Genomic DNA, 22,664 nt, shown 5'->3' on the forward strand with positions numbered 1-22,664 from the left:
TTAGCTGTGGTGCGTCATCGCCTTGCGTGACGCACTCTGTGAAAACAACTATTCCTGAGCGCCCGCGACAAAAAGCTGAGCCGCTGTGAGGTCTAAGGCTGCGAACTGGGGCGACTCTAGCCGCTGATTGCCCGTAAATGTACCAACCGTCGCAAAGCCCCGCTCCTGCTGCGCTAGCACCAGCACTGTCTGGTCTTGAGGGTTGATAATCCAGTATTCTGGAATGCCAAGGTCTTCGTACTGGGCACGTTTGGCGATATAGTCGCGCTCCCACTGCAGTTCTCCGGGGCTGACCACTTCCACCACAAGCAGCGGTGGCGGCATCGTCAGACGAATGGTATTGCGCTTGGCCAACAGCTGAATGTGCTCAGGCCGAATCACCGTTAGATCTGGGTAGCGATTTTTGGGCTCGCCTCTCACTTCCATCTCCAGGCCGTGCCCCCGCACCCGGTCAATACCCACCAACATCGCAAAGATGAGAAGCAGGCGATTGGCAATTTGGACATTATTGCCTGACTCTGGCGGCACCTCAATTAGCTCTCCATTAAATAGCTCATAAAAAACTTCTGTGCCGTCATCGTAGGCCAGATAGTCGTCAAAGCTGTAGAACCTGGGCCGAGTTTGCACCATAGGGCTCGTCTTTTGAGATTATGCCTAGTCTAAACCCTTGACCATCCACCCCAAAAAGCCTCTGCGGTAGAATCTAGGCCAGCCTGTGACAGACTATCATTAAGAAAGTTGATGTAAGTAGGTTGGCAGAAGCAACGCCCCCTCGGTGCTAACCTTCATTGAGCACGCAACAGACAGATAAGGAGACGCCAGAGCGAATGGGAAAAGTAGTTGGCATCGACCTAGGCACGACCAACTCAGTGGTCTCTGTAATGGAGGGTGGCAAGCCGGTAGTGATTGCCAACGCCGAGGGCATGCGCACGACCCCTTCGGTGGTGGCCTTTAGCAAAGAGGGCGAGCGCCTGGTGGGGCAGATGGCCCGGCGGCAGGCGGTACTCAACCCCCAAAACACCTTCTACGGCGTCAAACGCTACATGGGTCGCCGCTACGCTGAGCTCGACCAGTCGTCCAAGCGAGTGCCCTACACCATTCGCCGCGATGATCTGGGCAACGTCAAAATTCGCTGCCCCCGGCTCGAAAAAGACTTTGCCCCCGAAGAAATTTCGGCCATTGTGCTGCGTAAGCTAGCGGATGAAGCTAGCCGCTACCTGGGCCAGCCGGTAACCGGGGCGGTAATTACTGTACCCGCTTACTTTAACGATGCCCAGCGCCAGGCCACCCGCAACGCTGGCCGAATTGCCGGGCTAGAGGTGAAGCGCATTCTCAATGAGCCCACGGCGGCGGCGCTGGCCTACGGCCTTGACCAGGCTCAGAACGAAACCATTTTGGTGTTTGACCTGGGCGGCGGTACCTTCGACGTATCCATTCTCGATGTGGGCGATGGGGTGTTTGAGGTGCGATCGACCTCGGGCGATACCCAGCTGGGCGGCACCAACTTCGACACCAAAATCGTTGACTGGCTGGCCGATGAGTTCTTAGAAAAAGAAGGCATTGATCTGCGCAAAGATCGCCAGGCGCTCCAGCGATTGACTGAAGCAGCTGAGAAAGCCAAGATCGAGCTGTCAGGCGTGGCTAGCACCGAGATTAGCCTGCCGTTTATCACTGCTAGCCCTGAAGGCCCCAAACATATTGAGACTCGCCTGAGCCGATCGCAGTTTGAGGGCCTGTGCGGCGATTTAGTTAGCGCCCTGCGCGCCCCCCTCCAGCAGGCGCTCAGCGACGCGGGCCTCACCCCCAACGACATTGACGAGGTGGTGCTGGTGGGCGGCGGTAGCCGCATGCCTATGGTGCAAGACCTGGTGCGGGGGCTAATTGGCCTCGAACCCAGCCAGGCGGTGAACCCTGACGAAGCCGTGGCCGTAGGGGCGGCGGTGCAGGCGGGCATCATCACCCAGGAAGTGCAGGACATCATGCTGCTGGACGTCACCTCGCTGTCGCTGGGCCTTGAGACCATCGGCGGCGTGATGAAGAAGGTGATTCCCCGCAACACCACGATTCCGGTGCGGCGATCGGATATTTTCTCGACCTCAGAGAACAATCAGACCTCGGTAGAAGTGCACGTGCTTCAGGGCGAGCGCGAAATGGGGGCCGACAACAAGTCGCTAGGGCGCTTTAAGCTGATGGGCATTCCCCCCGCACCGCGCGGGGTGCCCCAGGTGCTGGTGTCTTTCGATATCGACGCCAACGGCATTCTGCAAGTCTCGGCGATGGATAAGACCACCGGCCGCGAGCAGAGCCTGACGGTGCAGGGCGCATCCAACCTCGAAGAAGGCGAAGTGCAGCGCATGATTCGCGAGGCGGAAGAATTCGCTGAAACCGATCGCCTGCAGCGAGAGCGGGTCGAGAAGCGCAACCGGGCTGAGGCGCTTACCTTCCAGGCTGAGCGACTGCTGCGGGAGGTGGCGCTCGACTTTGGCATGCAGTTCGCCCGCGATCGCCGTCGCCGCATTGAAGGATTGGTGCAGGAGCTGCGCGACTACCTGGAGCAAAGCGACGAGCGCGGCATCGACATCGCCCAGGCCGAACTGCAAGACGAACTCTACGACCTCAACCGCGAGGCCTATCTGTACGAGGCCGACGATGCTCCCGAAGGCGGCATTCTAGGCCAGATCGGCAACACCCTGAAGAAAACGTTTGCCTTTGACGACGACCTGGACGCGCGGCCCAACTACGGGTACCAGGGCAACTCCTCCTGGGGCAGCTGGGACGACGACTGGGACTACGACAACCGCGGGGGCGCGGGCGGGCAGCGCTACGGCAGCCCGGCCTACGACAATCGCGCCTACGGCACGACCGGCTACAGCGGTCAGGGCTATGGCAATCAGGGGTACGGCAGCCAGGGCTATAGCGACCCCGGCTACGGCAATCAGAGCTACAACGACCCCGGCTATGGCGGCCAGGGCTACGGCGATCGCTACAGAGACAGTCGCGATGTCGATCGCGGCTACGACAGCTCTGGCTACGATCGCGCTGCTCCCTCTTCAAGAAATCGCCCGCCAGAACCCGGCCAGCCCCCCGCCTCTGACTATGGTCGTCAGGACTACGGCCAGTCGAGCTACGGTCAACAGGGCTATAGCCAGCAGGACTATGGCCGCTCAGACTATGGCCAACAGGGCTATGGCCGTCAGGGCTATGACCAGGACTACAGCCGCTCAGACTACGGCCAATTCTCGAATGGGGACGCGGCGCGATCGCCCAGCTCTGAGCCCGCCCGCCCCAGCTACGACGACTCGGGCTATGGCAACTCAGGCTCCAGCGATCGCTACACCCGCGAAGCGTCTCCAGGGGAGAGTCGCCCCAGCTCGCCCGATGTCGGCTACGGTTCAGACTACGGCACGACCGATTACCGCAACGACAGTGCCGCCGGAACTGAGCGCTTCGATCGCGGCTACGAGGGCCAGGGCTACGCCCCCTATGCCCGCGAAGCGTCTTCAGGCCAGAACCGCCCTGGACAGGCTCCGGCTGCCCCGTCAAACAGTTGGGACGACGATCCCTGGGGTCAGTCGTCGCCCAGTCGCCCCCCGGCGTCGCAGGCTCCCGAAAGTCGCCCTCGCCCCCCAGCCGCTCCCGATCGGGTTATACCCAACGATTCTGGAACCGAACGCGCGGCCAATCGCCGTCCGGCTCCCCGCTATGATGACGACAACTGGAGCGATCGCGATGAATGGCTCTAGGGCGTGTCATCAATTGTGGCCAAAAACTCGATATATCAAGCCTTGCCACGCCCGACCCAAAAGACAAGCTAGGGGCTGCAACCCTTGATTTTTGAACGTTTAGCAGCTAACTGATGACAGCCTCTAGCCTCCTATGCCTCGACCTGGATAACTAGGGCACATAGAAGAAATTCCGCCGACCCATCTACCCCCCCACCCATCCACCCACTCACCCCTCAATGGAGAACTTTCGGAACTACTACGACATTTTGGGGGTTTCCAGAGAAGCGACCTTTAGCGACATCAAACAGGCGTACCGCAAGCTAGCTCGGCAGTACCACCCCGACCTCAACCCCGGCGACCAGGTCGCAGAGGAGCAGTTCAAGCTGCTGAGCGAAGCCTACACCGTCCTCTCCGACGATGAAAAGCGGGCACAGTATGAAAAATTTAGCGAGTACTGGCAGCAGGAGGGCTTTAAAAAAGGCCAGGGTAAGTCGGTCGTTGGTGACATCTTCGGCGGACGCATTTCCCTCGAAGACTTTGGCTTTGGTGAATTTCCCGACTTCAATGTCTTTGTCGATCAGCTGCTCAACCGCCGATCTAATGCTCGTCGCAGTCCTGAGCAGGCCGACTACGACAACGGCTATGCCACCGCCGACAATACCTCGTTTCAGCAGACTGCTCCAGGCCGCCGCGATGCCGAAGCTGACCTCACCATTCCCCTAGAGAAAGCCTTTCGGGGTGGGCGCGAGCGCATTCGCCTGGAAGACGGGCGATCGCTTGAGGTCAACATGCCCGCCGGTATGGTCACCGGGCAGCGCATTCGCCTGCGGGGCCAGGGCATTGGCGGCGGCAATCTGTATTTACGCATTCAGGTTGACCCCCACCCCTTCTACACCCTGCGCGGCAACGACATCTACTGCCGGGTTCCCATCACCCCCAGCGAGGCCGCCCTGGGCAGCACCATCGATATCCCCACCCTCGACGGCCCCGTGCGCACCACCCTGCCCCAGGGAGCGCAGACAGGGCAGATCATTCAGCTGCCGGGGCGAGGGTATTTGGCCGGGCAAGAGCGGCGCGGAGATCAAATTGTGGAGCTAGAGGTCGTAGTGCCGACCGGGTTGAGCGATCGCGAAAAAGCCCTCTACGAAGAACTGCGCCAAACCGAGCGCTTTCGCCCCCGCGCCGACCTGTTCTAAGTCTCTCGATTATTGCGAAAACGTTACACATCTTTCCGGGTTTCTCAGAGGCGAAATATTGACTAAACGCTATGAATGCCCTGCAAAACACGCGTTTTAGCCTGGTTTCTGCCCCGGCAGACTGCCCTGGCCTGCCTCAGACATCGTCAACTAAATGAGAATTTAGCTTTCCCTAGCGGCCCCCAAGTCGCTAAACTAGCAATGAAAAAGGTCATCCCCGTCATTTTTAACTATGTCTGTTGTTAGCCAAGTTATTTTGAATGCCGACGACGAGCTGCGCTACCCAACCACCGGCGAGCTCAAGGCGATTGAAGACTTTTTGAAAACCGGCGAGCAGCGCACCCGCATTGCCGCAATGCTCTCTGAAAACGAAAAGAAAATTGTTGACCAGGCCAGCAGAGAGCTATGGCGGCGACGGCCCGACTTTATTGCCCCCGGCGGCAATGCCTACGGCCAGAAGCAGCGTGCTCTCTGCATTCGCGACTATGGCTGGTACCTGCGCCTGGTTACCTATGGCGTGCTGGCTGGCGACCAAACTCCCATTGAAGCCATCGGTATCGTAGGCGTCCGCGAAATGTACAACGCCCTCGATGTTCCCGTACCCGGTATGGCCGAGGCTATCCGCTGTCTAAAGGATGCTTCGCTGAACCTGCTGTCTGACGAAGATGCCGCCGAAGCAGCCCCCTACTTCGACTACATCATCCAGGCTATGTCATAGTCTTTAGCTAACTGCACCAAAGACCCGGCTTCTTCAAGAAGCCGGGTCTTTGCTTTAGGACAAAATTCTCAGCCTTATCGCCCCTTTCCCGTTAGCTACTCCTCAACAGTCCTGACTGGCAGACCGACTACACTAGAGGCACACCAACTCATACCCGCTATGGTTGCCAACTCCCAGCCCTGGACCATTCGTGATCTTGCCGCCATGCCCGACGACGGCGGCTGGAAGCGCTACGAAATCATTGATGGAGACCTCTACGTGACCCGCGCTCCCCATATTCGCCATCAGGGAACCGCTGGCAACATTCATATTGCCCTAGAGGTTTGGTCACGGGAAACGGGTTTGGGCACAGCGTTCCAAGCTCCCGGCGTCGTGTTCTCTCCAACTGATGCGGTAATTCCTGATGTGGTGTGGGTCAGCCAGGAGCGCTTGGCCAATGGCCTCGACGATGCCGGGCACCTGGTCGTCGCCCCAGAGCTGATCGTCGAAATCCTCTCCCCCGGAGACCTCAACGAGCAGCGCGATAAAGAAGTCAAGCCCAAGCTCTACTCCCGCTACGGCGTTCAGGAATATTGGGTCATCAACTGGCAGCTCAAAACCCTAGAGATCTACCGCCGCACTGATGCTCGGCTTCAGCTTGTCGGAACTCTTTTGGTTAGCGATACTCTCACCTCACCGCTGCTGCCCGAGTTCAGCACCCCCATGACTGACATTTTTCGATGATTAAGTACAGCAAACCCCCGAGTTCTTGAAAAACTCGGGGGTTTTGGGGTGTGGCGGATTTCTCGCTATCTACAGCGTTGCTAGTACGTCGCGGGCGGCGGCAATTGTCGCCTCAATATCCGCATCGGTGTGGGCCAATGAGGTAAAGCCCGCCTCATACTGCGATGGGGCCAGGTACACACCGCGCTCCAGCATGCCTCGGTGGAAGCGGCTAAACTTCTCCAGGTCAGACCCCTTGGCATCTTCAAACTTGGTGATGGGGCCGGGGTGGAAGAACATGCCAAACATGGCGCTAATATGACCACCACAGACCTCATGGCCCGCATCCCTTGCCGCCTGAAGCAGGCCATCGGTAAGCTTCGCCGTCAGCCGTTCTAGCTCGTCGTAGGTGCCGGGGCGCTGGAGCAGCTCCAGGGTTTTGATGCCCGCTGTCATGGCCAGGGGGTTGCCTGACAGGGTGCCCGCCTGGTACACCGGGCCAGCGGGGGCAACCATTTCCATAATGTCGCGGCGACCGCCGTAGGCTCCGACCGGCAGCCCGCCGCCGATGACTTTACCCAGGGTCGTGAGGTCGGGGGTGACGTTGAACTTAGCCTGGGCACCGCCATAGGAAATCCGAAAGCCGGTCATGACTTCGTCAAACACCAGCAGGGCGTCGTTTTCGCGGGTAATTTCGCGCAGCCCTTCTAAGAAGCCGCCGTCGGGGGTGATAAACCCGGCGTTGCCCACCACGGGCTCTAGAATCACCCCGGCGATTTCATCAGGATTTTGGGCAAAGAGGGCCTTGACCGCTTCGAGATCGTTATAGGGGGCGGTGAGAGTGTCGCTGGTGGCCGATTTGGGTACTCCTGGTGAGTCGGGTAGCCCCAGGGTGGCGACGCCAGAGCCAGCCTGCACCAGGAACATATCGGCGTGGCCGTGGTAGCAGCCCGAGAACTTGATGATTTTGTTGCGCCCGGTGTAGGCCCGCATCAGCCGCAGCACGGCCATACAGGCTTCGGTGCCGGAGTTGACGAAGCGCACCATCTCAATGCTGGGCACAGCCTGGATCACCATTTCGGCCAGCACGTTTTCGAGATAGCAGGGGGCACCGAAGCTGGTGCCTTTCTCCAGCGCTGCTGACAGGGCTGCCAGTACTTCAGGGTGGGCATGGCCGCAGATAGCAGGGCCCCAGGTGCCTACGTAGTCGATGTACTGGTTGCCGTCTACATCCCAAATGTAGGCACCCTTGACGCGATCGAACACAATGGGTTGCCCGCCCACCGACTTAAATGCTCGTACCGGAGAGCTAACGCCACCGGGCATGAGGTTTTGGGCGGCGGTAAAAATTTCTTGTGATTTTGCTGTTTTAAACGGGGCTGTACTGACCAAGGCACGTTCCTCTCAGAGTCCAAAATCATTCGACGGCCCGAACTCAGGTCGTCTGAATGTTAGCTCTGATCATTATCCTATTGATTGGATAAGGCGTACTGCTAGATGTTAAGGAATGTAGCGTTAGCGGCGCAGGTGGTGCAGGCGGCCATTCTTGATTTGCACTACGGGGTGGTTTGAGATCCGCACCAGGTGCTCGTCGTGGGTAGTGACGATGACGGTAATGCCGATGGAGTTGAGTTTTTTCAAAATTTTGATCACCTGGAGCGAGTTGTCGGCATCCAGGTTGCCGGTGGGCTCATCGGCCAGCAGCAGGGGTGGAGTATTGACCACGGCGCGAGCAATGCTAACCCGCTGCTGTTCGCCCCCAGAAAGCTCATCGGGGAAGCACTGGGCCTTACCCTGTAGCCCGACCATTTTGAGGGTGGGCCAGAGGCGGCGGTGAATCTCTTTGCGGGTAAAGCCTTGAGCCCACAGCACAAAGGCCACGTTCTCGGCCACGGTGCGCTTGGGAATGAGCTTGTAGTCTTGAAACACGACACCAATGCGGCGACGCATCATAGCCAGGCGATCGCCGCGCAGGTTGGAGATGGGCTCGTCGCCGACCAAAATGCTGCCCTTGGTAGGGCGCTCGTACCCATAGAGCAGCTTGAGCAGGGTTGATTTGCCCGAGCCCGAGGGGCCGGTAACAAAGAGAAAGTCGCCGGGGTTAACCGTTAAATTGACGCCGGTCAGGGCCTTGCTGCCGTTGGTATAAATTTTTTCTACATTGGTCAGCGAGACGATGGGCTGAACATCGGGGTTGCTTGGAGCCTCTTCAAGCATGGGAGACGGGGATGGATCGGCGGCAGAGCGAGCGGGTACTACAAGTTTGAAGCGGTCTTGCAGCCTAGCTCTGACATCCTCGGGAAGGCCGGAGAGTTTGGTGTCGTCGGTGGGGCGATGGAGCACAGAGGTCATGGAACGTCCTAACTGAGGTGGGTCGGGCTGACTCAGAACTGAGCCTAGCTGAAACGTTTGAACTGCGCAGCCAGCGCCAGGGACAGGGCTGACATGGCTTTTGGGTGGCCATTGTACCGGAAAGACTGGGTCCGGCAAAAGGCATATTTGTTTTTTCAATAATCGTTATATTTTGTTACCAAGGATGCAGCACCTTTGCTGTAGTGGCTGTTCGAAGAATGACGGAGTAGGCCCTGATCGACTACGGCTCTAGAAGAGTACCGCAGCGTTTGCAAAATTGGGCATCGTCGTCGTGAGGAGTAAGGCCGCAGCTGGGGCAGGGTGTGTGCTGGGGCTGCCTCACTTTGCCCAGCTGCCGAATTAGGCGGCTGACCTGGGTGGGAATGAGCGCAATGCCGGTCAGAATCATCATGACTGTTAGCCCTCGACCGGCCTCGGAGATAGGGGTGACATCCCCATAGCCGACGGTGGTCATGGTCACAACGGCGAAATAAACTGCGTCGAGAAACGTACCAAAGCCTTCTGGATTGCTGGGATTTTCGACCTGAAAAATGAGGCCGGAGTAGATAAAAATAATCGTGCCCATGGTCAACAAAATGCGAATCAAAATCAGGCTGTCGGCGCTGGTTACCCGGCCAAACCACAGTCGATTATTGAAAATGTGCACCAGACGCAAGATGCGCAGCGACCTAAAAAAGCGCAGAAACCGAATATCAAAAATGCCGATCCAGGAGGGCAGAATGGCGATGAGATCGATCAGTCCGTACAGGCTAAAAGCGTAATGCCAGGGGCGATGGGCTACCCAAAGTCGCAGGCCGTATTCGAGGGTAAAGGCCAGCACAATCACCCAGTCGAGGCGATTTAGCCAGGTGTCGAGGCTGGCCGGAATGGGGTAGGTTTTGAGAACAAAAATGACGGCAGATAGAAAAATTAGCAGTACGATCGCGCCGTTGATCAGCCGCCCCCCCAGGGTGTCGGTGGTGTTTAATTCGCTGCGCAGGCGATCGCGTAGCGCGGGTTTTTGACCATCGCGCCAGGTGTTTTGCTGCTCGTCTAGAATTTCGTCCATGGTGTCAATGCGGTGTTAATGCCCACCCCCAGGATGGTTCTACGCTCTGCTCTGGGCTAAGATAACCAGGCAGACTGATTTTTATCTGGCTGCGTTTTTATGGCAATTATGGTTTTGTCTCAGGCTAGTCCGGTGGTGGATTTGGCCTCCAGGTCTGTACGGGTTTAGGGTGGCGTTGCCCCCTGACCAGACGACTACTGTCCAAATTGTCATGGTCGGTACCCTTTGATTGAGCTGAAGGTTAGATTTATTATCACTGCGGCACGTTGAGTACCTATGGCGATCGCACCCATTATCACCACTCTCCACGATTTTTCTCCGGCTCCGTCGGTTTCCTGGTCACCCCTGCCCAGCCAGCGCCCGCTGCTGCTGGTGGGCCACGGCAGCAGGGATAGCGAGGGGCGCGATCGCGTACTCGAATTTGCTGCCGCCTACCAGGCACTCGACACCTCTCGTCCGGTGATTCCCTGCTTTTTGGAGCTGAGCGAGCCCACCATTCAAGACGGGGTAGACCTGTGCGTGGAGAAGGGCTATACCGAAATTTCGGTGCTGCCAATTTTGCTGTTTGCCGCCCGCCACAACAAGTTTGACGTCACCAACGAGCTCGATCGTGCTCGCCAGCGCCACCCCCAGGTCACCTTTCACTACGGTCGCCACTTCGGCATTACTCCGGCAATCATTCAGCTCTGGCAGGAGCGCCTGGCCGAGCTAGATACCCCTCGCTTTAACCCCGAGGGCATTGGCCGCGAAGACACGGTGCTGCTGTTTGTGGGCCGAGGGGCCAGCGACCCCGACGCCAACGGCGATGTGTACAAGCTGGCCCGGATTGTGTGGGAGGGCAGTCGCTATAAAACCGTCGAGATTTGCTTTATTGGCATTACCCACCCCCGGCTAGAAGAAGGCTTTCGCCGCGCCCGCCTGTACAACCCCAAACGCATTATTGTGCTGCCCTACTTTCTCTTTACTGGCGTACTGGTGAAAAAGATTGTCGACATCACCCAACAGGAGCAGGCGACGCACCCCGATCAGCAGGTGGTCTATTTGCCCGAGATGGGCAGTCACCCCCAGCTGATGCAGATTTTGCGCGATCGCGAGCTAGAAACCCACCTGGGCCAGGTGGCCATGAACTGCGAAATGTGCAAGTTTCGTCTGGCTGCTGGAGGCGGGCCGCACGGCCACGACCACGGGCACGGGCACGATCATGGTCATGCTCACGATCAGGGCCATACCCATGACCACGGGCATGCTCACGGCCATGGGCATGATCATGGGCACGGGCATCACCACGGCGAGCCTGTCGATCTATTTCCAAAACCCGACGACTACCACCAGCGGGCGTGGCAAGTTCCCTAAGCGCAGGTTCCTGAGCCCAGGGGGTGGGAATGCTAGAAACAGCGCCTGGGCAACGGTCTGGGTCAGTTTTTAGCTAAACCCAGGGGCAGCCATGTTCAAATCCGTTGGTCGGCAGGTGTGCGCGTTTGATTTAGAGTGGGTGCCCGACCCGGCCTCGGGGCGGCGGGTGTACGGCCTGCCTCAAACAATGCCCGATGCCGACGTTCTCGACGTGATGTGGGCCAGGGCTGGGGCTACGGCAGACAAGCCCCGTCCGCACCTCAAAACGGCCCTGTGTCGGGTAGTCGCTGTTACCGCCGTGATCCGCGAGCAGCAGCCCGACGGCGGCATTCACCTGCGCCTGACCACCCTGCCGAGACAACTCGATCAGCTGATGGATGAGGGCGAGCTGATTGCTACGTTTCTTGGCTACCTGGGGCAGCACCATCCTCAGCTGGTGGGTTTTAATTCTCAGACCGCCGATCTGCCGATCTTGCTGCAGCGCGGGTTGGTAGCAGGCATCTCGGCAGCAGACTTTTGCCGTCGCGCCGACAAAGGCTGGGGCAGCGACTACTTTAGCCGCCACGGCGATGCCCATATCGATCTGAAGCAGACCCTGAGTGGCTGGGGCATTGCGACGCCTACCCTGCACGAACTGGCCGCGGCGATGGGCATTCCCGGACAGGTGGGGACTGAGCCTCACGACGTGGTGGATTGGTGGGTCGAGGGAGATTTGCGATCGATCGTGGCGCAGAGTCAGTATGACGCCTTAAGCACTTACCTGGTGTGGCTGCGGGCCGGGCGATTTGCCGGGTTCTTTAACCCCGAGCAGTATGGCGAAGAAGAGGAGCGGGTGAGGGCAATGCTGCGCGATCGCATTGCCCAGGGCGACCCTCATCTCACGCTGTATCTCGATCGGTGGGATAGCTTCACCCCCCAGCCCGCCGATGCCAGAGTTATACCTCTCGCGGTTGCCGCTGAAGCGACAGACCAGGCCGCCTGAGCAGGCGGAGTATGCGGATCCGGTTTAGTCTGAGAGCGTTACATCGCGCACCAGGTAAGCGGGTAGGTCGGGTCGACTCAGGGCGGCTGCGTAGGACGGGTTTAAGTACTGGCGGTAGGCGTCATCTTTGGCCAAATAGACCTTAAAGAAAGCTACTCCCATCGCCTCGATGTAGGTTTGAGCGGCTTCAGGATTGGGGCCAATTGCCGCCTGGGGTACGGGCAGGGCTTCTGCGGTGGTCTGCGGATCGTAGATAGTGGAGAAGTGAGTGCCGTTTTCCATCAGCAACAGATAGCTCTCCGGTGACTCCAGCCAGGTGAAGGGGCGAATTTGCTCGGCCAGCGCTGGCGTGACGGTATCGGCACTGCCAGAGACAATCATGAGCGGCACGTCAATGTTGGCGACGCCCTCGGGGCCGAAGATGGCGCTGTCGAGCGGGTTGATAGCGATCGCCGCTTGAACCCGGCGATCGCCCAGGGGCGGCAGCGGCTGGGGCAACGTTAGCACCGGGCACTGTACCAAGAGCGACAGGTTGATCTGGCTAGAGAGCTGGGGCGGACACCTCTGCTCCAAAACACTAGGGCTAACAGTTGCTCCCGCCAGGGCCAGCGTCGTGTAGGCTCCCAGCGACTGGCCCAAAACGCCAATTCGCTCCAGGTCTAGGCGGCGACCCAGGGCCGAATCGCGGGCTGCCAGCGCCAGATCGTCTAAAACCCGTTGAATGTCGATCGGGCGGCTAATCATTTCCTCTGGCCGTATCGCTTCATCCGCTCGGCCACCTAGAAGGGCCTCGATTTGGGCGGCGCTGCTGCCGGGATGCTCTACCACCGCCACTGCCAAGCCGTGGGAGGCCAGGTGTTCGGCCAGGTAGGCAAAGGTAGACCGATTGCCCCCCAGCCCGTGAGAAATTACTACCAGGGGAGCCTTCTGGCCCTCTGGCAGGTAGAGATTGGTGGGCAGGTGCAGGTCTAGCGATCGCCGCTCCCAGCGGTATGGCCCTGGATCAGCTGGATTAGCGGGCGCTGGCAGAAGGGCGCGATCGGGTTCGACCGCAGCGGCAGCCTGTTCCCGAATTTGAGCGGTCACCTGCTGAGTTTGGTTAATTTCGCTGAAAACGATATCAGCGACCCGCGAGAGTTGTTGCAGGTCAACCCGCACCCCCTCCGTCGGAAACTGATCGAGGACATTGAGCAGATTAAACTGCCCGCCAGAGTCAGCCGCCGCCAAAATCAGCGCCGCCCGAATCGCCTGTGCCCCATTTAGCCGTCCCGATGTTTGAATGACGTCCCCCAACAGCTGCAAAATCGCCTCTCCCTGGGAGGTGTAGAGAAACTGGGCAACGGTTACTACGTCTAGATCAGCGCTCACGGTCAGCCCGGTGCGAAACTGTTCGAGCTGCTCAGACGTTAGAAATCGACGGTAGCCGTTGAGGTCATCGGTGAGCTGCCCTGTGCGAGCGTAGGTGTGCAGGTCTTCGACATCAATAGCGCGCTCAATCGGCCCGTAGCTGACATAGACCTGCTCAGCACTCAACCCAGCCTCTGTCAGTACAAGCGGCTGCAGTAGACCCGCTCCTAAAAAACTGGCTCTCAAAAAGCGGCTGCCTAGCAACCAGGCGAGATGATTGAGTCTGTGAGTTTTCAAGCGCTGAGTCATGGGTAATTCCAAAGGCTACGTCAGTCTGGTTGGCGGCCTGCCCGAGGACGATGCCGCCCCTAATGGCCTTACTATCAATACCTGGTAAATAGCTAGGCCTTTAAAGATAATGTCATCGCTGTGCCAGCGACATAGCAGGACCAGTTGACCTCGCTTGAGCAAACACTGTTATTTCATAAACTAAACCGTTTAGTAGGTCAACTGTGTAGCTTAACTTGTAGGTCAATCTTCAATACGGGCGGATTTAGCTAGTGCTCTTTGGCTATAGTCAGCAGGCCACAGCTAAAAGGGTAAGGGTAGCCAGACCGCCCTCCACAGCACTAATCAGCCCGCCTAAGACAGAGTATTACCCGTAGCCGGTCTAGGACTGCGAACGGTTGTACAGCTATCGCCTAGGAGTGATCGATGAAAGCGTTCTAGTCTTTATGGCAATGTCTAGTAATGCCCCCGCAGCCCGACGGTGGATCATCTGAGGAGCTGCGGGGGAACAGGAGCTTATTCTTCTTCGGTTGAGGCTTCGATCGCTGGTTCGGTAATGGCTTCAACGATGGCTTCGACAACTGCCTCGGTGGGCTCGTCGGCAGCGTCTTCAGCATCGTCGAGGCCTTCGACCTGTAGGGCCGGGGGCACGACGGCGACTGCCGCGATCGCATCTTCCCCGTCCAGCCGCTGCAGGCGCACTCCCGTCGCCGGGCGCGACTGAATCGAAATATCGCCCACCCGCTGGCGAATGATAATGCCCCGGTTGGTCACCAGCATTAGCTCGTCGCCCTCACCTACCACCAGCAGCGCCGCCAGGGCATCGTCGCGCTTGCGGAACTTGATCGACATCAGGCCCATACCGGCCCGATTTTGCAGGCGAAACTTGGCCACCGGCACCCGCTTGCCCAGCCCCGAGGCCGTAATCACCAGCACCCAGGGGCCGCCCTCGCTGCCGCCAGATACGCTGTCGTCATCGTCGTCATCGCTGTCACTAGCGTTGGCCTCAACCACCGCTTCGACCACCTGGCTGGGCAAAATGTCCATGCTGATCAGCTCGTCGCCATCGCGCAGCGACATCGCCCGCACGCCGCGAGTGGGCCGCCCCAGGGGCCTGAGCTGGTCATCGTCGGCCTTAAAGTGAATCGTCATGCCCCGCCGCGAGCCGATCAAAATGCTGTCGGTGTTGCGGGCCAGGCGCACCCACTTGAGCTGGTCGCCCTCTTCGAGAGAAATAGCAATCAGGCCGTTGGTGCGAATGTTGCCAAAGGCCGATAGCGCGGTTTTCTTCACGAAGCCGCCCTGGGTCAGCATGACTAGGTAGTCTTCGTCGGTAAACTCGCGCACCGCCAGCACCGAGGTAATCGCCTCTTCTTTGGGGATGGGCAGCATTTGCACAATCGGCATCCCTCGCGAGGCGCGCGAGCCCTCGGCAATCTGGTAGGCGCGCAGGGCGTAGGTGACGCCGCGATCGCTGAAAAACAGCAGGTAGTCGTGGGTGTAGCAGGTAATGAAGTGCTGCACGCCGTCGTCTTCCTTCATTTTGGCCCCGGCTTTGCCTCGGGTGGCGCGGCTCTGGGCCTCAAAGGTCGCCACCGGCATGCGCTTGATATAGCCCTGGTCGGTGACCAGAATGACCACCTGCTCGTTGGCAATCAGCGAAATGTCGGTGAGTTCCGCATCGTCCATTTCGATCACGGTGCGGCGGGGGTCGTCGTGCTTGGCCTTGAGTTCGCCCAGCTCGGTGACGATGATTTCGAGCACCCGCTCACGGCGGGCCAAAATGTCTTCCAGATCGGTGATCTTAGCGACCAGCTCCTCGTGCTCCTGCTGAATCTTGTCGGCTTCCAGGGCGGTGAGGCGGCGCAGCTGCATTTGCAGAATGGCGTCGGCCTGCACCTCTGAGAGGCCGTAGGTGTCAATCAACTCCTGCTTGGCGGCGGGGGTGTCGGCGGCTCCACGAATCAGGGCAATGATGGCATCGAGGTTAGCCAACGCCACCAGGTAGCCCTGGAGAATATGGTCGCGCTCCTGGGCCTTGCGCAGCTCGTACTGGGTGCGGCGAATGATCGTTTCTTCGCGAAACTCTAGGAAGACCTCCAGCATGCGCTTGAGGCCGAGCAGCTGAGGCTCGCCGTTGACCAGAGCCAGCATGTTGACGCCAAAGTTATTTTGTAAGGGCGTCTGCTTGTAGAGGTTGTTGAGCACCACGCGGGGGTAGGCGTCGCGCTTGAGCTCAATGACGATGCGCATGCCGTCGCGATCGCTCTCATCCCTAATATCTGAAATCCCCTCCAGGCGGCGCTCGTTCACCATTTCGGCGATCCGCTCGATCATGCCCGCCTTGTTGGTCTGGTAGGGCAGCTCGGTGATGATGATGGCTTCGCGATCGGGCCGACCCCGGTGCTCAATGGTTTCCATGGTGGCGACGCCGCGCATGGTGACTGAGCCGCGCCCGGTCATGTAGGCGTCACGAATGCCGCTGCGGCCCAAAATCTGCCCCCCTGTGGGAAAGTCGGGGCCGGGGATGATCTCCATCAGCTCGGCGGTGGAGATATCGGGGTTGTTGATCAGCGCAATGACGCCGTCGATCAGCTCGCCGGGGTTGTGGGGCGGAATGTTGGTGGCCATGCCCACGGCAATGCCGGAGGAGCCGTTGAGCAGCAGCTGGGGCAGCCGCGAGGGCATTACCACCGGCTCCTGCTGGGAACCGTCGAAGTTGTCGGCAAAATCGACGGTGTCGGACTCGATGTCTTGCAGCAGCGAGTCGCTGGTCAGCGATTGCAGGCGACACTCGGTGTATCGCATGGCCGCCGGAGGGTCGTTGTCGATGGAGCCAAAGTTGCCGTGGCCGTTGATCAGGGGCGATCGCATGGAAAAGTCTTGGGCCATGCGCACCAGGGCGTCGTACACCGCCGTATCGCCGTGGGGGTGGTACTTACCCAGCACCTCCCCGACCACGCGGGCGCACTTGCGGAAGGGGCGATCGGCGGCCAACCCAAGCTCGTGCATGGCATAGAGAATGCGGCGGTGCACAGGCTTCAGCCCGTCCCTGGCGTCTGGCAGCGCTCGACCCACAATCACGCTCATGGCGTATTCCAGGTAAGAGCTTTGCATTTCGGCGCGCAGATCGGTCGGGACGATGCGCTCTTCTGGGGTTGCCATAGGCGGAAAAACTCCGAATTTGCGAACAACAAAGCGCTAGTCAGACCCTCGCACCGAGCGGTGCTGAATAGCGCTTGATCAGTTGTGTTTTTGGGGTTGCATACAGGCTATATTTTAGCACGAAATCCCCCGGTCAAATCAGAGGTTGCTATGGTAGAAGGATGGGGCAAAGATCCTTTATTTCACAGGGCTTTGCGGCCCTGCTCACCCCCCTTGAGGGGGCCTTCATTCTGATAGTTTGTTGCCTGAGAGTTTGCCGTGCACCACGCTTTTACCATGGCCGATTTTGCTGTTATCTATTCGCCAGAATTTTTAAGTCACGATACCGGCCATTTTCACCCTGAAAACGCGGGCCGACTCAAAGCCGTTGTGGCCGCCCTAGAGCAGGTGGCCTGGGCCGACCATCTGGACTGGCGATCGCCTACTCCGGTGCAGCAGCGCGATGTAGACACGCTAATCGCCCAAATTCACAACCCCCGCTACATCACCGCCCTGCGCGAGCTTGCCCATACTGGCGGCGGGCAGATCGACGGCGATACGGTAGTTTCTGAGCATAGCTATGCGGTAGCGCGGCTGGCGGTCAGCGCCTGGCTGGATGGCGTTGACTACGTGCGGTCGACAGGGCACTCGGCTTTTGTGCTGGCCCGCCCGCCGGGGCACCATGCCATGCGCGATCGCGGCATGGGCTTTTGCTTGTTCTCGAATGCGGCGATCGCCGCCCACTACGCGCTAGAACAACCCGGCATTGCCCGCGTCGCCATTCTCGACTGGGATGTACATCACGGCAACGGCACCCAGGCCTTAGTTGAACAAAATGCGGCGATCGCCTACTGCTCACTGCATCAGCTGCCCGGCTACCCCGGCACTGGCCACAGCAGCGAAACCGGCTTTCACGGCAACGTGCTCAATATCCCCATGCCCCCCGGCAGCGCCAGCGACGCTTACGCAAAAGCATTTGAGCAGCAGGTGATTCCGTTTCTCAAAGCGTTTGCGCCCGATTTACTGATCGTCAGCGCCGGGTACGACGCCAACGCCGCCGACCCCCTGGCCAGCGTCAACCTCAACCCTGATGACTATGGCACCTTGACCCGCCAGTGCCTAAGCGTTACCGACAACATTCTGTTTGGCCTCGAAGGCGGCTATGACTACGACGCGCTCAGCCAGTCGGTTGTGGCCACCATCGCCGCTCGCCTAGCCCTGTAGCGGTACCCTTTTCTCACCAGCGGCCCTGCCGATAGCGCAGCAATCTAAGCCACAACAACAGCTCTAGCCGCTCCCGGTGGCGAAGTAGAATCGCCACAATTTGCCACCTCAATCGAATGATTGGCCTCGGCTGCGCTAATCGGTCATTCAGCGGCAATACCGCCAACCCGTTTCACGGCTAACCAGGGGTTGATGCACTAACGGGTGGTCGGCTGTGGATCGCCAGCTTGTCGACCAGGCTGGCGCTGGCGTCATTGAGGCCAATCACCTCTACCTCCGCCCCAGTCCGACGAAATTTGTTCACGACCTGATCTAGAGCGGCGATCGCCCCCTGGTCCCACAGGTCAGCATGGCTGAGGTCAATGGTGACGCGATCGACAAATTCGCTGAAATCGAAGGCACCTAAAAACTCGTCAACCGATACAAAGAAAATTTGCCCCGACACGCTATAGACCCGGTGGCTACCGCCGTCTTTTAGCACGCTATCGACAAACACCCGTCGGGCAATTTTGCGCGAGAAAAACACCGTACTCATGACAATGCCCGTTGCCACCCCCAAAGCAAAGTTACGGGTAAAAATAGTCACCAGCATGGTGGTTAGCATGACGACCGTTTCGCTGCGCGGAATACGGGCTATATCGCGAAAAGAGGCCCACCGAAACGTACCGATTGAGACCATAATCATGACCGCTACCAGAGCCGCCATGGGCATTTGTCGCACCCAGTCGCTGAGAGCCAGAATGGCAAACAGCAAAAATACTCCGGCGCACAGGGTCGATAGCCGCCCCCTGCCCCCTGACTGCACGTTGATGACCGACTGACCAATCATGCCGCAGCCCGCCATGCCGCCAAAAAAGCTGGTGATGATATTGGCGATCCCCTGGCCTTTGGCTTCGCGGTTTTTGTCGCTGGGGGTGTCGGTTAGCTCATCTACGAGAGATGCGGTGAGAAACGATGCCAGCAGCCCCACCACCGCCATCGTCAGCGAGTAGGGCAGCACAATGCGCAGGGTTTCCAGGGTGAAGGGCACCTGGGGAAGAGCAAAAATCGGCAGGGTGGTGGGCAGTTCGCCCATGTCGCCTACGGTGGGCACCTCGATCTTCAGCGCGATCGCCGCCGTGGTCATCACAAACAGGGCCACCAGGGGGGACGGCACGGCTTTAGTAAAGCGAGGCAAGCCGTAGATAATGACTAGCGACAGGGCGGCCATCACGTATACGGCCACAGGCACGTTGGTGAGCTGGGGAAGCTGGGCTCGAAAAATGAGCACTGCTAGGGCGTTGATGTAGCCCACCATCACCGCCCTGGGCACGTAGCGCATGAGACGTCCCAGCTTGAGTACCCCAAAAACCACCTGAAACATGCCGGTAAGCAGGGTGGCAACCAGCAGGTACTCCAGCCCCCAATCGCGCACCAGGTCAATCATCAGCAGGGCCATGGCCCCGGTGGCCGCCGAAATTGACGCTGGTCTACCGCCCAAAAATGCGGTGGTGACGGCAATCACAAACGAGGTATAAAGCCCTACTTTGGGGTCAACCCCGGCGATGATCGAAAAGGCGATCGCCTCGGGAATCAGCGCCAGCCCTACCACGGCCCCCGCCAAAATATCGGCTTTCGGGTTAGCCAGCCACTCTCGCTTCAGATTGCCGGGTTTCAACCGCCGCAGCCTCAGCTTATAAGTATTTAATTTATAAGTATCCATGGGTCTCCTAATCGTTCAAATAGTTGTCTAATCCTGGGGAATGGTTTCTAACCTCTGTTCCCTGATTTCAGCTGCTCGCAAATAGAGAATCATCGGAAATTGGGTCGCTAGCTGAGGTGACTTGCTTTGCCTAAGGTCAAATGCTGAGGTCATTTGACTGACCGTCGCGGCCAATTTTTGCAGGGCAATCAAGCAGAGCCCACGGCCAGGTTGGACCCAGCGCCTGCGCTGCTTTGCCGATGCCCAAACTTAGCTCCACCGGGCTGCTGCTGCAGACTGCAGTGGTCAGGCTACTCGCCAGCGATTAGGGAAATATGGTGAGGAAAACAAAGCATGGTAGGCAGTACACAAAATGAACGTCAGCTCAGGAAACAGACCATTAGCCCATGCCCATGTAAGAGCAAATTTAGCGCCCATGTCTAGGCGCTAAACCAAATAAACATATTTAGCGCGGTAATCGGCCTAATCTCAACACACCTAATTAATGCTTTGCGTCTGAACCTGAAGCATGTGTAGACGGCCTGTTCTTCAGTGAGCGCTACCCTGGATTGCCACCTCGCGCTCTGTCCGTCCACAAAGGTTTTCGCCAATGCCTCGGGTAGGGACAGACGTCGGCTGAGAAGGGGCGATCCTCGGCACCGCCATTGTCCGGCCTCCCGCTCACCAGGCCGTAAACCAAAAAGGTTTACAGGGAAGGACAAAGGGACTATTGTTTTTATATCGATCGTCCAACATAAATTTTCTCGGTGCTTGGGGTATCGTTTCAAAGCTGCTCAGAGGTTAGGCCGCAGCGCCTGAACATGTATGCCTAAGATTGTTGACCATGACCAGTACCGCAGGGAGTTATTGAACCAATGCTTTGAACTGTTTGCCGAGAAGGGCTACGCGGCGCTGACCATGCGTCAAATTGCTCAGGGGCTAGGGGTGTCTACGGGCACGCTCTACCACTACTTTCCCAGTAAGGAAGGCTTGTTCGAGCAGCTAGTGCGCGAAACAACGCTGCAGGATATTCAAAATGCGATCGCCGCTGGCCAGCACGAATGTGTGCTGGGGCGCATTGAGGCTGCTCTAGAATTTGTGGCTCAAAACGAAGACTTTTTGAGAAAAAAAATGTTGATCTGGATTGAGTTCTACCAGCACCAGCACCGGGAAAGTGGCGCACCCATTGAGGTGTTTCAAGCAGTTTGGCAAGAAAGTAAGCAGCAGATAGCCGCCCTGCTAGGGTTAGATGACCCACAGCTAATGGGATTTCTCTGCTGTGCGGTAGACGGTATTTTGCTGCACCGCATCTACGAGCCACAGAGCTGCTCCTTTCGCGATCGCGCCCGCCTGCTGGTCGACATGGTAAGGCTCTACCTGCGCGATCGGGGTTCACTACCAACTCTTAATAATTAACGGCTACGATAAACGGTTTGACATAGCGAGTCATGGCTAGGCCCAGGGTCATACCTCTAAATATTCTCTGCATTACCATTAGGCAATGGCATCTCATGTCTAACGCGCAATCAAAGTCTGGTGTTCCTATGCTGCCAGTAACCATTCGTCGATCGGGTCGGGCTTTGGGGGCTGCTCTCGCCCTGTCGCTAGCTGTCGCGGCCTGTAGTCAATCGCAGCCGCCTGGGGCAATGGGGCCTCAGGCGGTGCAGGTACGGGTGCAAGAACTGCAGCCCGGCACCTTTGAAGAGGGCTCTGACTTTGTCGGCTCCCTGGAGGCCGAGCAGCGCATTGAGCTCAAGCCCGAAGTAGAGGGCCGGGTGACTCGGGTGCTGGTCAGCTCTGGCAGCACCGTGGCTCAGGGCCAGCCCGTGGTGCAGCTCAGCACCGAGCAGGTGCAGTCTGAAGTGGCGGCCACTCAGGCCGCTGCCCAGGCCGCTAGTTTTGGCCGCGAGGCCGCCCAGGCCCAGGTCGATGCTGCCCAAGCCCAGCTCACCCGCACCCAGGCCGACGTCGAGCTGGCAGCCGTAGAATTTAGCCGCACTGAGCGGCTGGTGGGGGCAGGGGCGCTGAGCCGCCAAGATCTAGACAATGCTCAAAATCAGCTCAACGTCGCCCAGGCGGCTCAACGTCAGGCGGCAGACAACGTGCGAGCTGCCCAGGCCCAGCTGCAGCAGGCGCTCTCAACCTTTGAGCAGGCCCAGGCTGAGGTCAACGTCAGCCAGTCAGACCTGGGCTTTAAGCAGGTGGTAGCTCCGGTGGCCGGTCGCCTGGGCGATGTGTCGCTTGAGGTGGGCGATTACGTTGAGGCAGGGCAAACCCTGGCTACCATTACCCAAAACAGCGAGCTGTTTTTGCGCATTCAGGTGCCCACAACGCGGGCCAGCCAGTTGCGAACCGGGATTCCGGTAGAGCTGCTGAGCCCTGAAACGGGCGAACCCCTGGCTACGGGCAGCGTTAACTTTATTTCGCCCGAGGTCAATGAAGACGGGCAATCGATCTTAGTCAAGGCCCGTTTTCCCAATGAGGCGGGCAACCTGCGGGACGGCCAGTTTGTGCGGGCCAGGCTGATCTGGAGCACCACCGCAACGCTGCTGGTGCCCACTGTGGCGGTGACTCGCATTGCGGGGCAGAGCTTTGTGTATGTAGCTACCGACCAGCCCCAGGAAGATGGGCAAACCCAGCGGGTGGCTTCCCAAAGGCCGGTGCAGCTGGGGCAACTACAGGGGAACAACTACCAGGTGATTGACGGGCTGCAACCCGGAGATGATGTGATTGTGACCAATATTTTGCAGCTCCAGGACGGTAGACCAATTACTCCCGAAGCCGAGACGTCAGCAACGCCCTAGGTGGTGACGCCGTGGCGTAGAGCGGCTGGTTGTGACGGTTGTGTAGCGTCTGTGTGGCGCAATTCGCAAGGCGATTTTT

Annotated in this window: 16 protein-coding genes; 9 read left to right on the top strand and 7 right to left on the bottom strand. The window is 58.7% G+C overall.

All coding sequences use genetic code 11. The features are described 5' to 3' along the window. Positions 1–48: 48 nt before the first annotated feature. Positions 49–630 (bottom strand): Uma2 family endonuclease, encoded by a 582-nt coding sequence (locus tag ACQ4N7_RS02295; protein ID WP_430709999.1) that lies wholly within the window; start codon positions 628–630, stop codon positions 49–51. Positions 631–827: 197 nt separating this feature from the next. On the opposite strand from ACQ4N7_RS02295, the gene dnaK reads away from it, so the two are divergent. The 4 genes from dnaK to ACQ4N7_RS02315 all read left to right on the top strand — a co-directional run bounded on the left by dnaK (position 828) and on the right by ACQ4N7_RS02315 (position 6,362). Then, positions 828–3,743 (top strand): molecular chaperone DnaK, encoded by a 2,916-nt coding sequence (gene dnaK / locus ACQ4N7_RS02300; RefSeq protein ID WP_430710000.1) that lies wholly within the window; start codon positions 828–830, stop codon positions 3,741–3,743. Between the two features lie 218 nt (positions 3,744–3,961). Continuing rightward, a complete protein-coding gene (locus tag ACQ4N7_RS02305; RefSeq protein ID WP_430710001.1) occupies positions 3,962–4,921 on the top strand; it encodes a DnaJ C-terminal domain-containing protein in 960 nt (319 codons plus the stop codon). Positions 4,922–5,153: 232 nt separating this feature from the next. Then, positions 5,154–5,639 carry an allophycocyanin subunit alpha-B gene (locus ACQ4N7_RS02310; RefSeq protein WP_194050498.1) on the top strand — a complete coding sequence of 162 codons (486 nt, stop codon included), beginning with the start codon at positions 5,154–5,156 and terminating at the stop codon, positions 5,637–5,639. Positions 5,640–5,798: 159 nt separating this feature from the next. After that, positions 5,799–6,362, top strand: a complete 564-nt coding sequence (locus ACQ4N7_RS02315) for a Uma2 family endonuclease (RefSeq protein ID WP_430710002.1) — start codon at positions 5,799–5,801, stop codon at positions 6,360–6,362. 69 nt (positions 6,363–6,431) lie between these two features. On the opposite strand, the gene hemL is transcribed toward ACQ4N7_RS02315, so the two are convergent. The 3 genes from hemL to ACQ4N7_RS02330 all read right to left on the bottom strand — a co-directional run bounded on the left by hemL (position 6,432) and on the right by ACQ4N7_RS02330 (position 9,762). Continuing rightward, the gene (gene hemL / locus ACQ4N7_RS02320; protein WP_430710003.1) at positions 6,432–7,733 is read right to left on the bottom strand and encodes a glutamate-1-semialdehyde 2,1-aminomutase; all 1,302 of its coding nucleotides are present in this window, start codon (positions 7,731–7,733) and stop codon (positions 6,432–6,434) included. Between the two features lie 123 nt (positions 7,734–7,856). Next, positions 7,857–8,693: a cell division ATP-binding protein FtsE gene (gene ftsE / locus ACQ4N7_RS02325; RefSeq protein WP_106869207.1), complete on the bottom strand. Its 837-nt coding sequence runs from the start codon at positions 8,691–8,693 to the stop codon at positions 7,857–7,859. A gap of 241 nt (positions 8,694–8,934) precedes the next feature. Beyond that, on the bottom strand, positions 8,935–9,762 hold the full coding sequence (locus ACQ4N7_RS02330) for an ion transporter (RefSeq protein ID WP_430710004.1): 828 nt from the start codon (positions 9,760–9,762) through the stop codon (positions 8,935–8,937). A gap of 276 nt (positions 9,763–10,038) precedes the next feature. On the opposite strand from ACQ4N7_RS02330, the gene ACQ4N7_RS02335 reads away from it, so the two are divergent. Together ACQ4N7_RS02335 and ACQ4N7_RS02340 are read left to right on the top strand one after the other, a co-directional pair. Then, complete coding sequence (locus ACQ4N7_RS02335) at positions 10,039–11,115, top strand: sirohydrochlorin chelatase (protein WP_430710005.1); 1,077 nt, start codon at positions 10,039–10,041, stop codon at positions 11,113–11,115. Positions 11,116–11,206: 91 nt separating this feature from the next. Further along, complete coding sequence (locus tag ACQ4N7_RS02340) at positions 11,207–12,097, top strand: 3'-5' exonuclease (RefSeq protein ID WP_430710006.1); 891 nt, start codon at positions 11,207–11,209, stop codon at positions 12,095–12,097. 24 nt (positions 12,098–12,121) lie between these two features. On the opposite strand, the gene ACQ4N7_RS02345 is transcribed toward ACQ4N7_RS02340, so the two are convergent. Beyond that, positions 12,122–13,753, bottom strand: coding sequence for an alpha/beta hydrolase (locus ACQ4N7_RS02345; protein ID WP_430710007.1), 1,632 nt, complete (start codon positions 13,751–13,753; stop codon positions 12,122–12,124). A 495-nt stretch (positions 13,754–14,248) separates the two neighbouring features. Next, on the bottom strand, positions 14,249–16,897 hold the full coding sequence (gene gyrA, locus ACQ4N7_RS02350; protein ID WP_430710008.1) for a DNA gyrase subunit A: 2,649 nt from the start codon (positions 16,895–16,897) through the stop codon (positions 14,249–14,251). Between the two features lie 276 nt (positions 16,898–17,173). On the opposite strand from gyrA, the gene ACQ4N7_RS02355 reads away from it, so the two are divergent. Continuing rightward, entirely contained in the window at positions 17,174–18,100 is a 927-nt protein-coding gene (locus ACQ4N7_RS02355; RefSeq protein WP_430710065.1) for a histone deacetylase family protein, read from the top strand. 178 nt (positions 18,101–18,278) lie between these two features. Here the strand turns inward: ACQ4N7_RS02355 and ACQ4N7_RS02360 are convergent, their stop codons facing one another. After that, positions 18,279–19,802 (bottom strand): SulP family inorganic anion transporter, encoded by a 1,524-nt coding sequence (locus ACQ4N7_RS02360; RefSeq protein WP_430710009.1) that lies wholly within the window; start codon positions 19,800–19,802, stop codon positions 18,279–18,281. 804 nt (positions 19,803–20,606) lie between these two features. On the opposite strand from ACQ4N7_RS02360, the gene ACQ4N7_RS02365 reads away from it, so the two are divergent. Then, positions 20,607–21,197, top strand: coding sequence for a TetR/AcrR family transcriptional regulator (locus ACQ4N7_RS02365; RefSeq protein WP_430710010.1), 591 nt, complete (start codon positions 20,607–20,609; stop codon positions 21,195–21,197). A gap of 128 nt (positions 21,198–21,325) precedes the next feature. Beyond that, positions 21,326–22,585 carry an efflux RND transporter periplasmic adaptor subunit gene (locus tag ACQ4N7_RS02370; protein WP_430710011.1) on the top strand — a complete coding sequence of 420 codons (1,260 nt, stop codon included), beginning with the start codon at positions 21,326–21,328 and terminating at the stop codon, positions 22,583–22,585. Positions 22,586–22,664 lie beyond the last annotated feature (79 nt).

This window comes from Nodosilinea sp. AN01ver1 (assembly GCF_050565655.1).
GTDB lineage: Bacteria > Cyanobacteriota > Cyanobacteriia > Phormidesmidales > Phormidesmidaceae > Nodosilinea.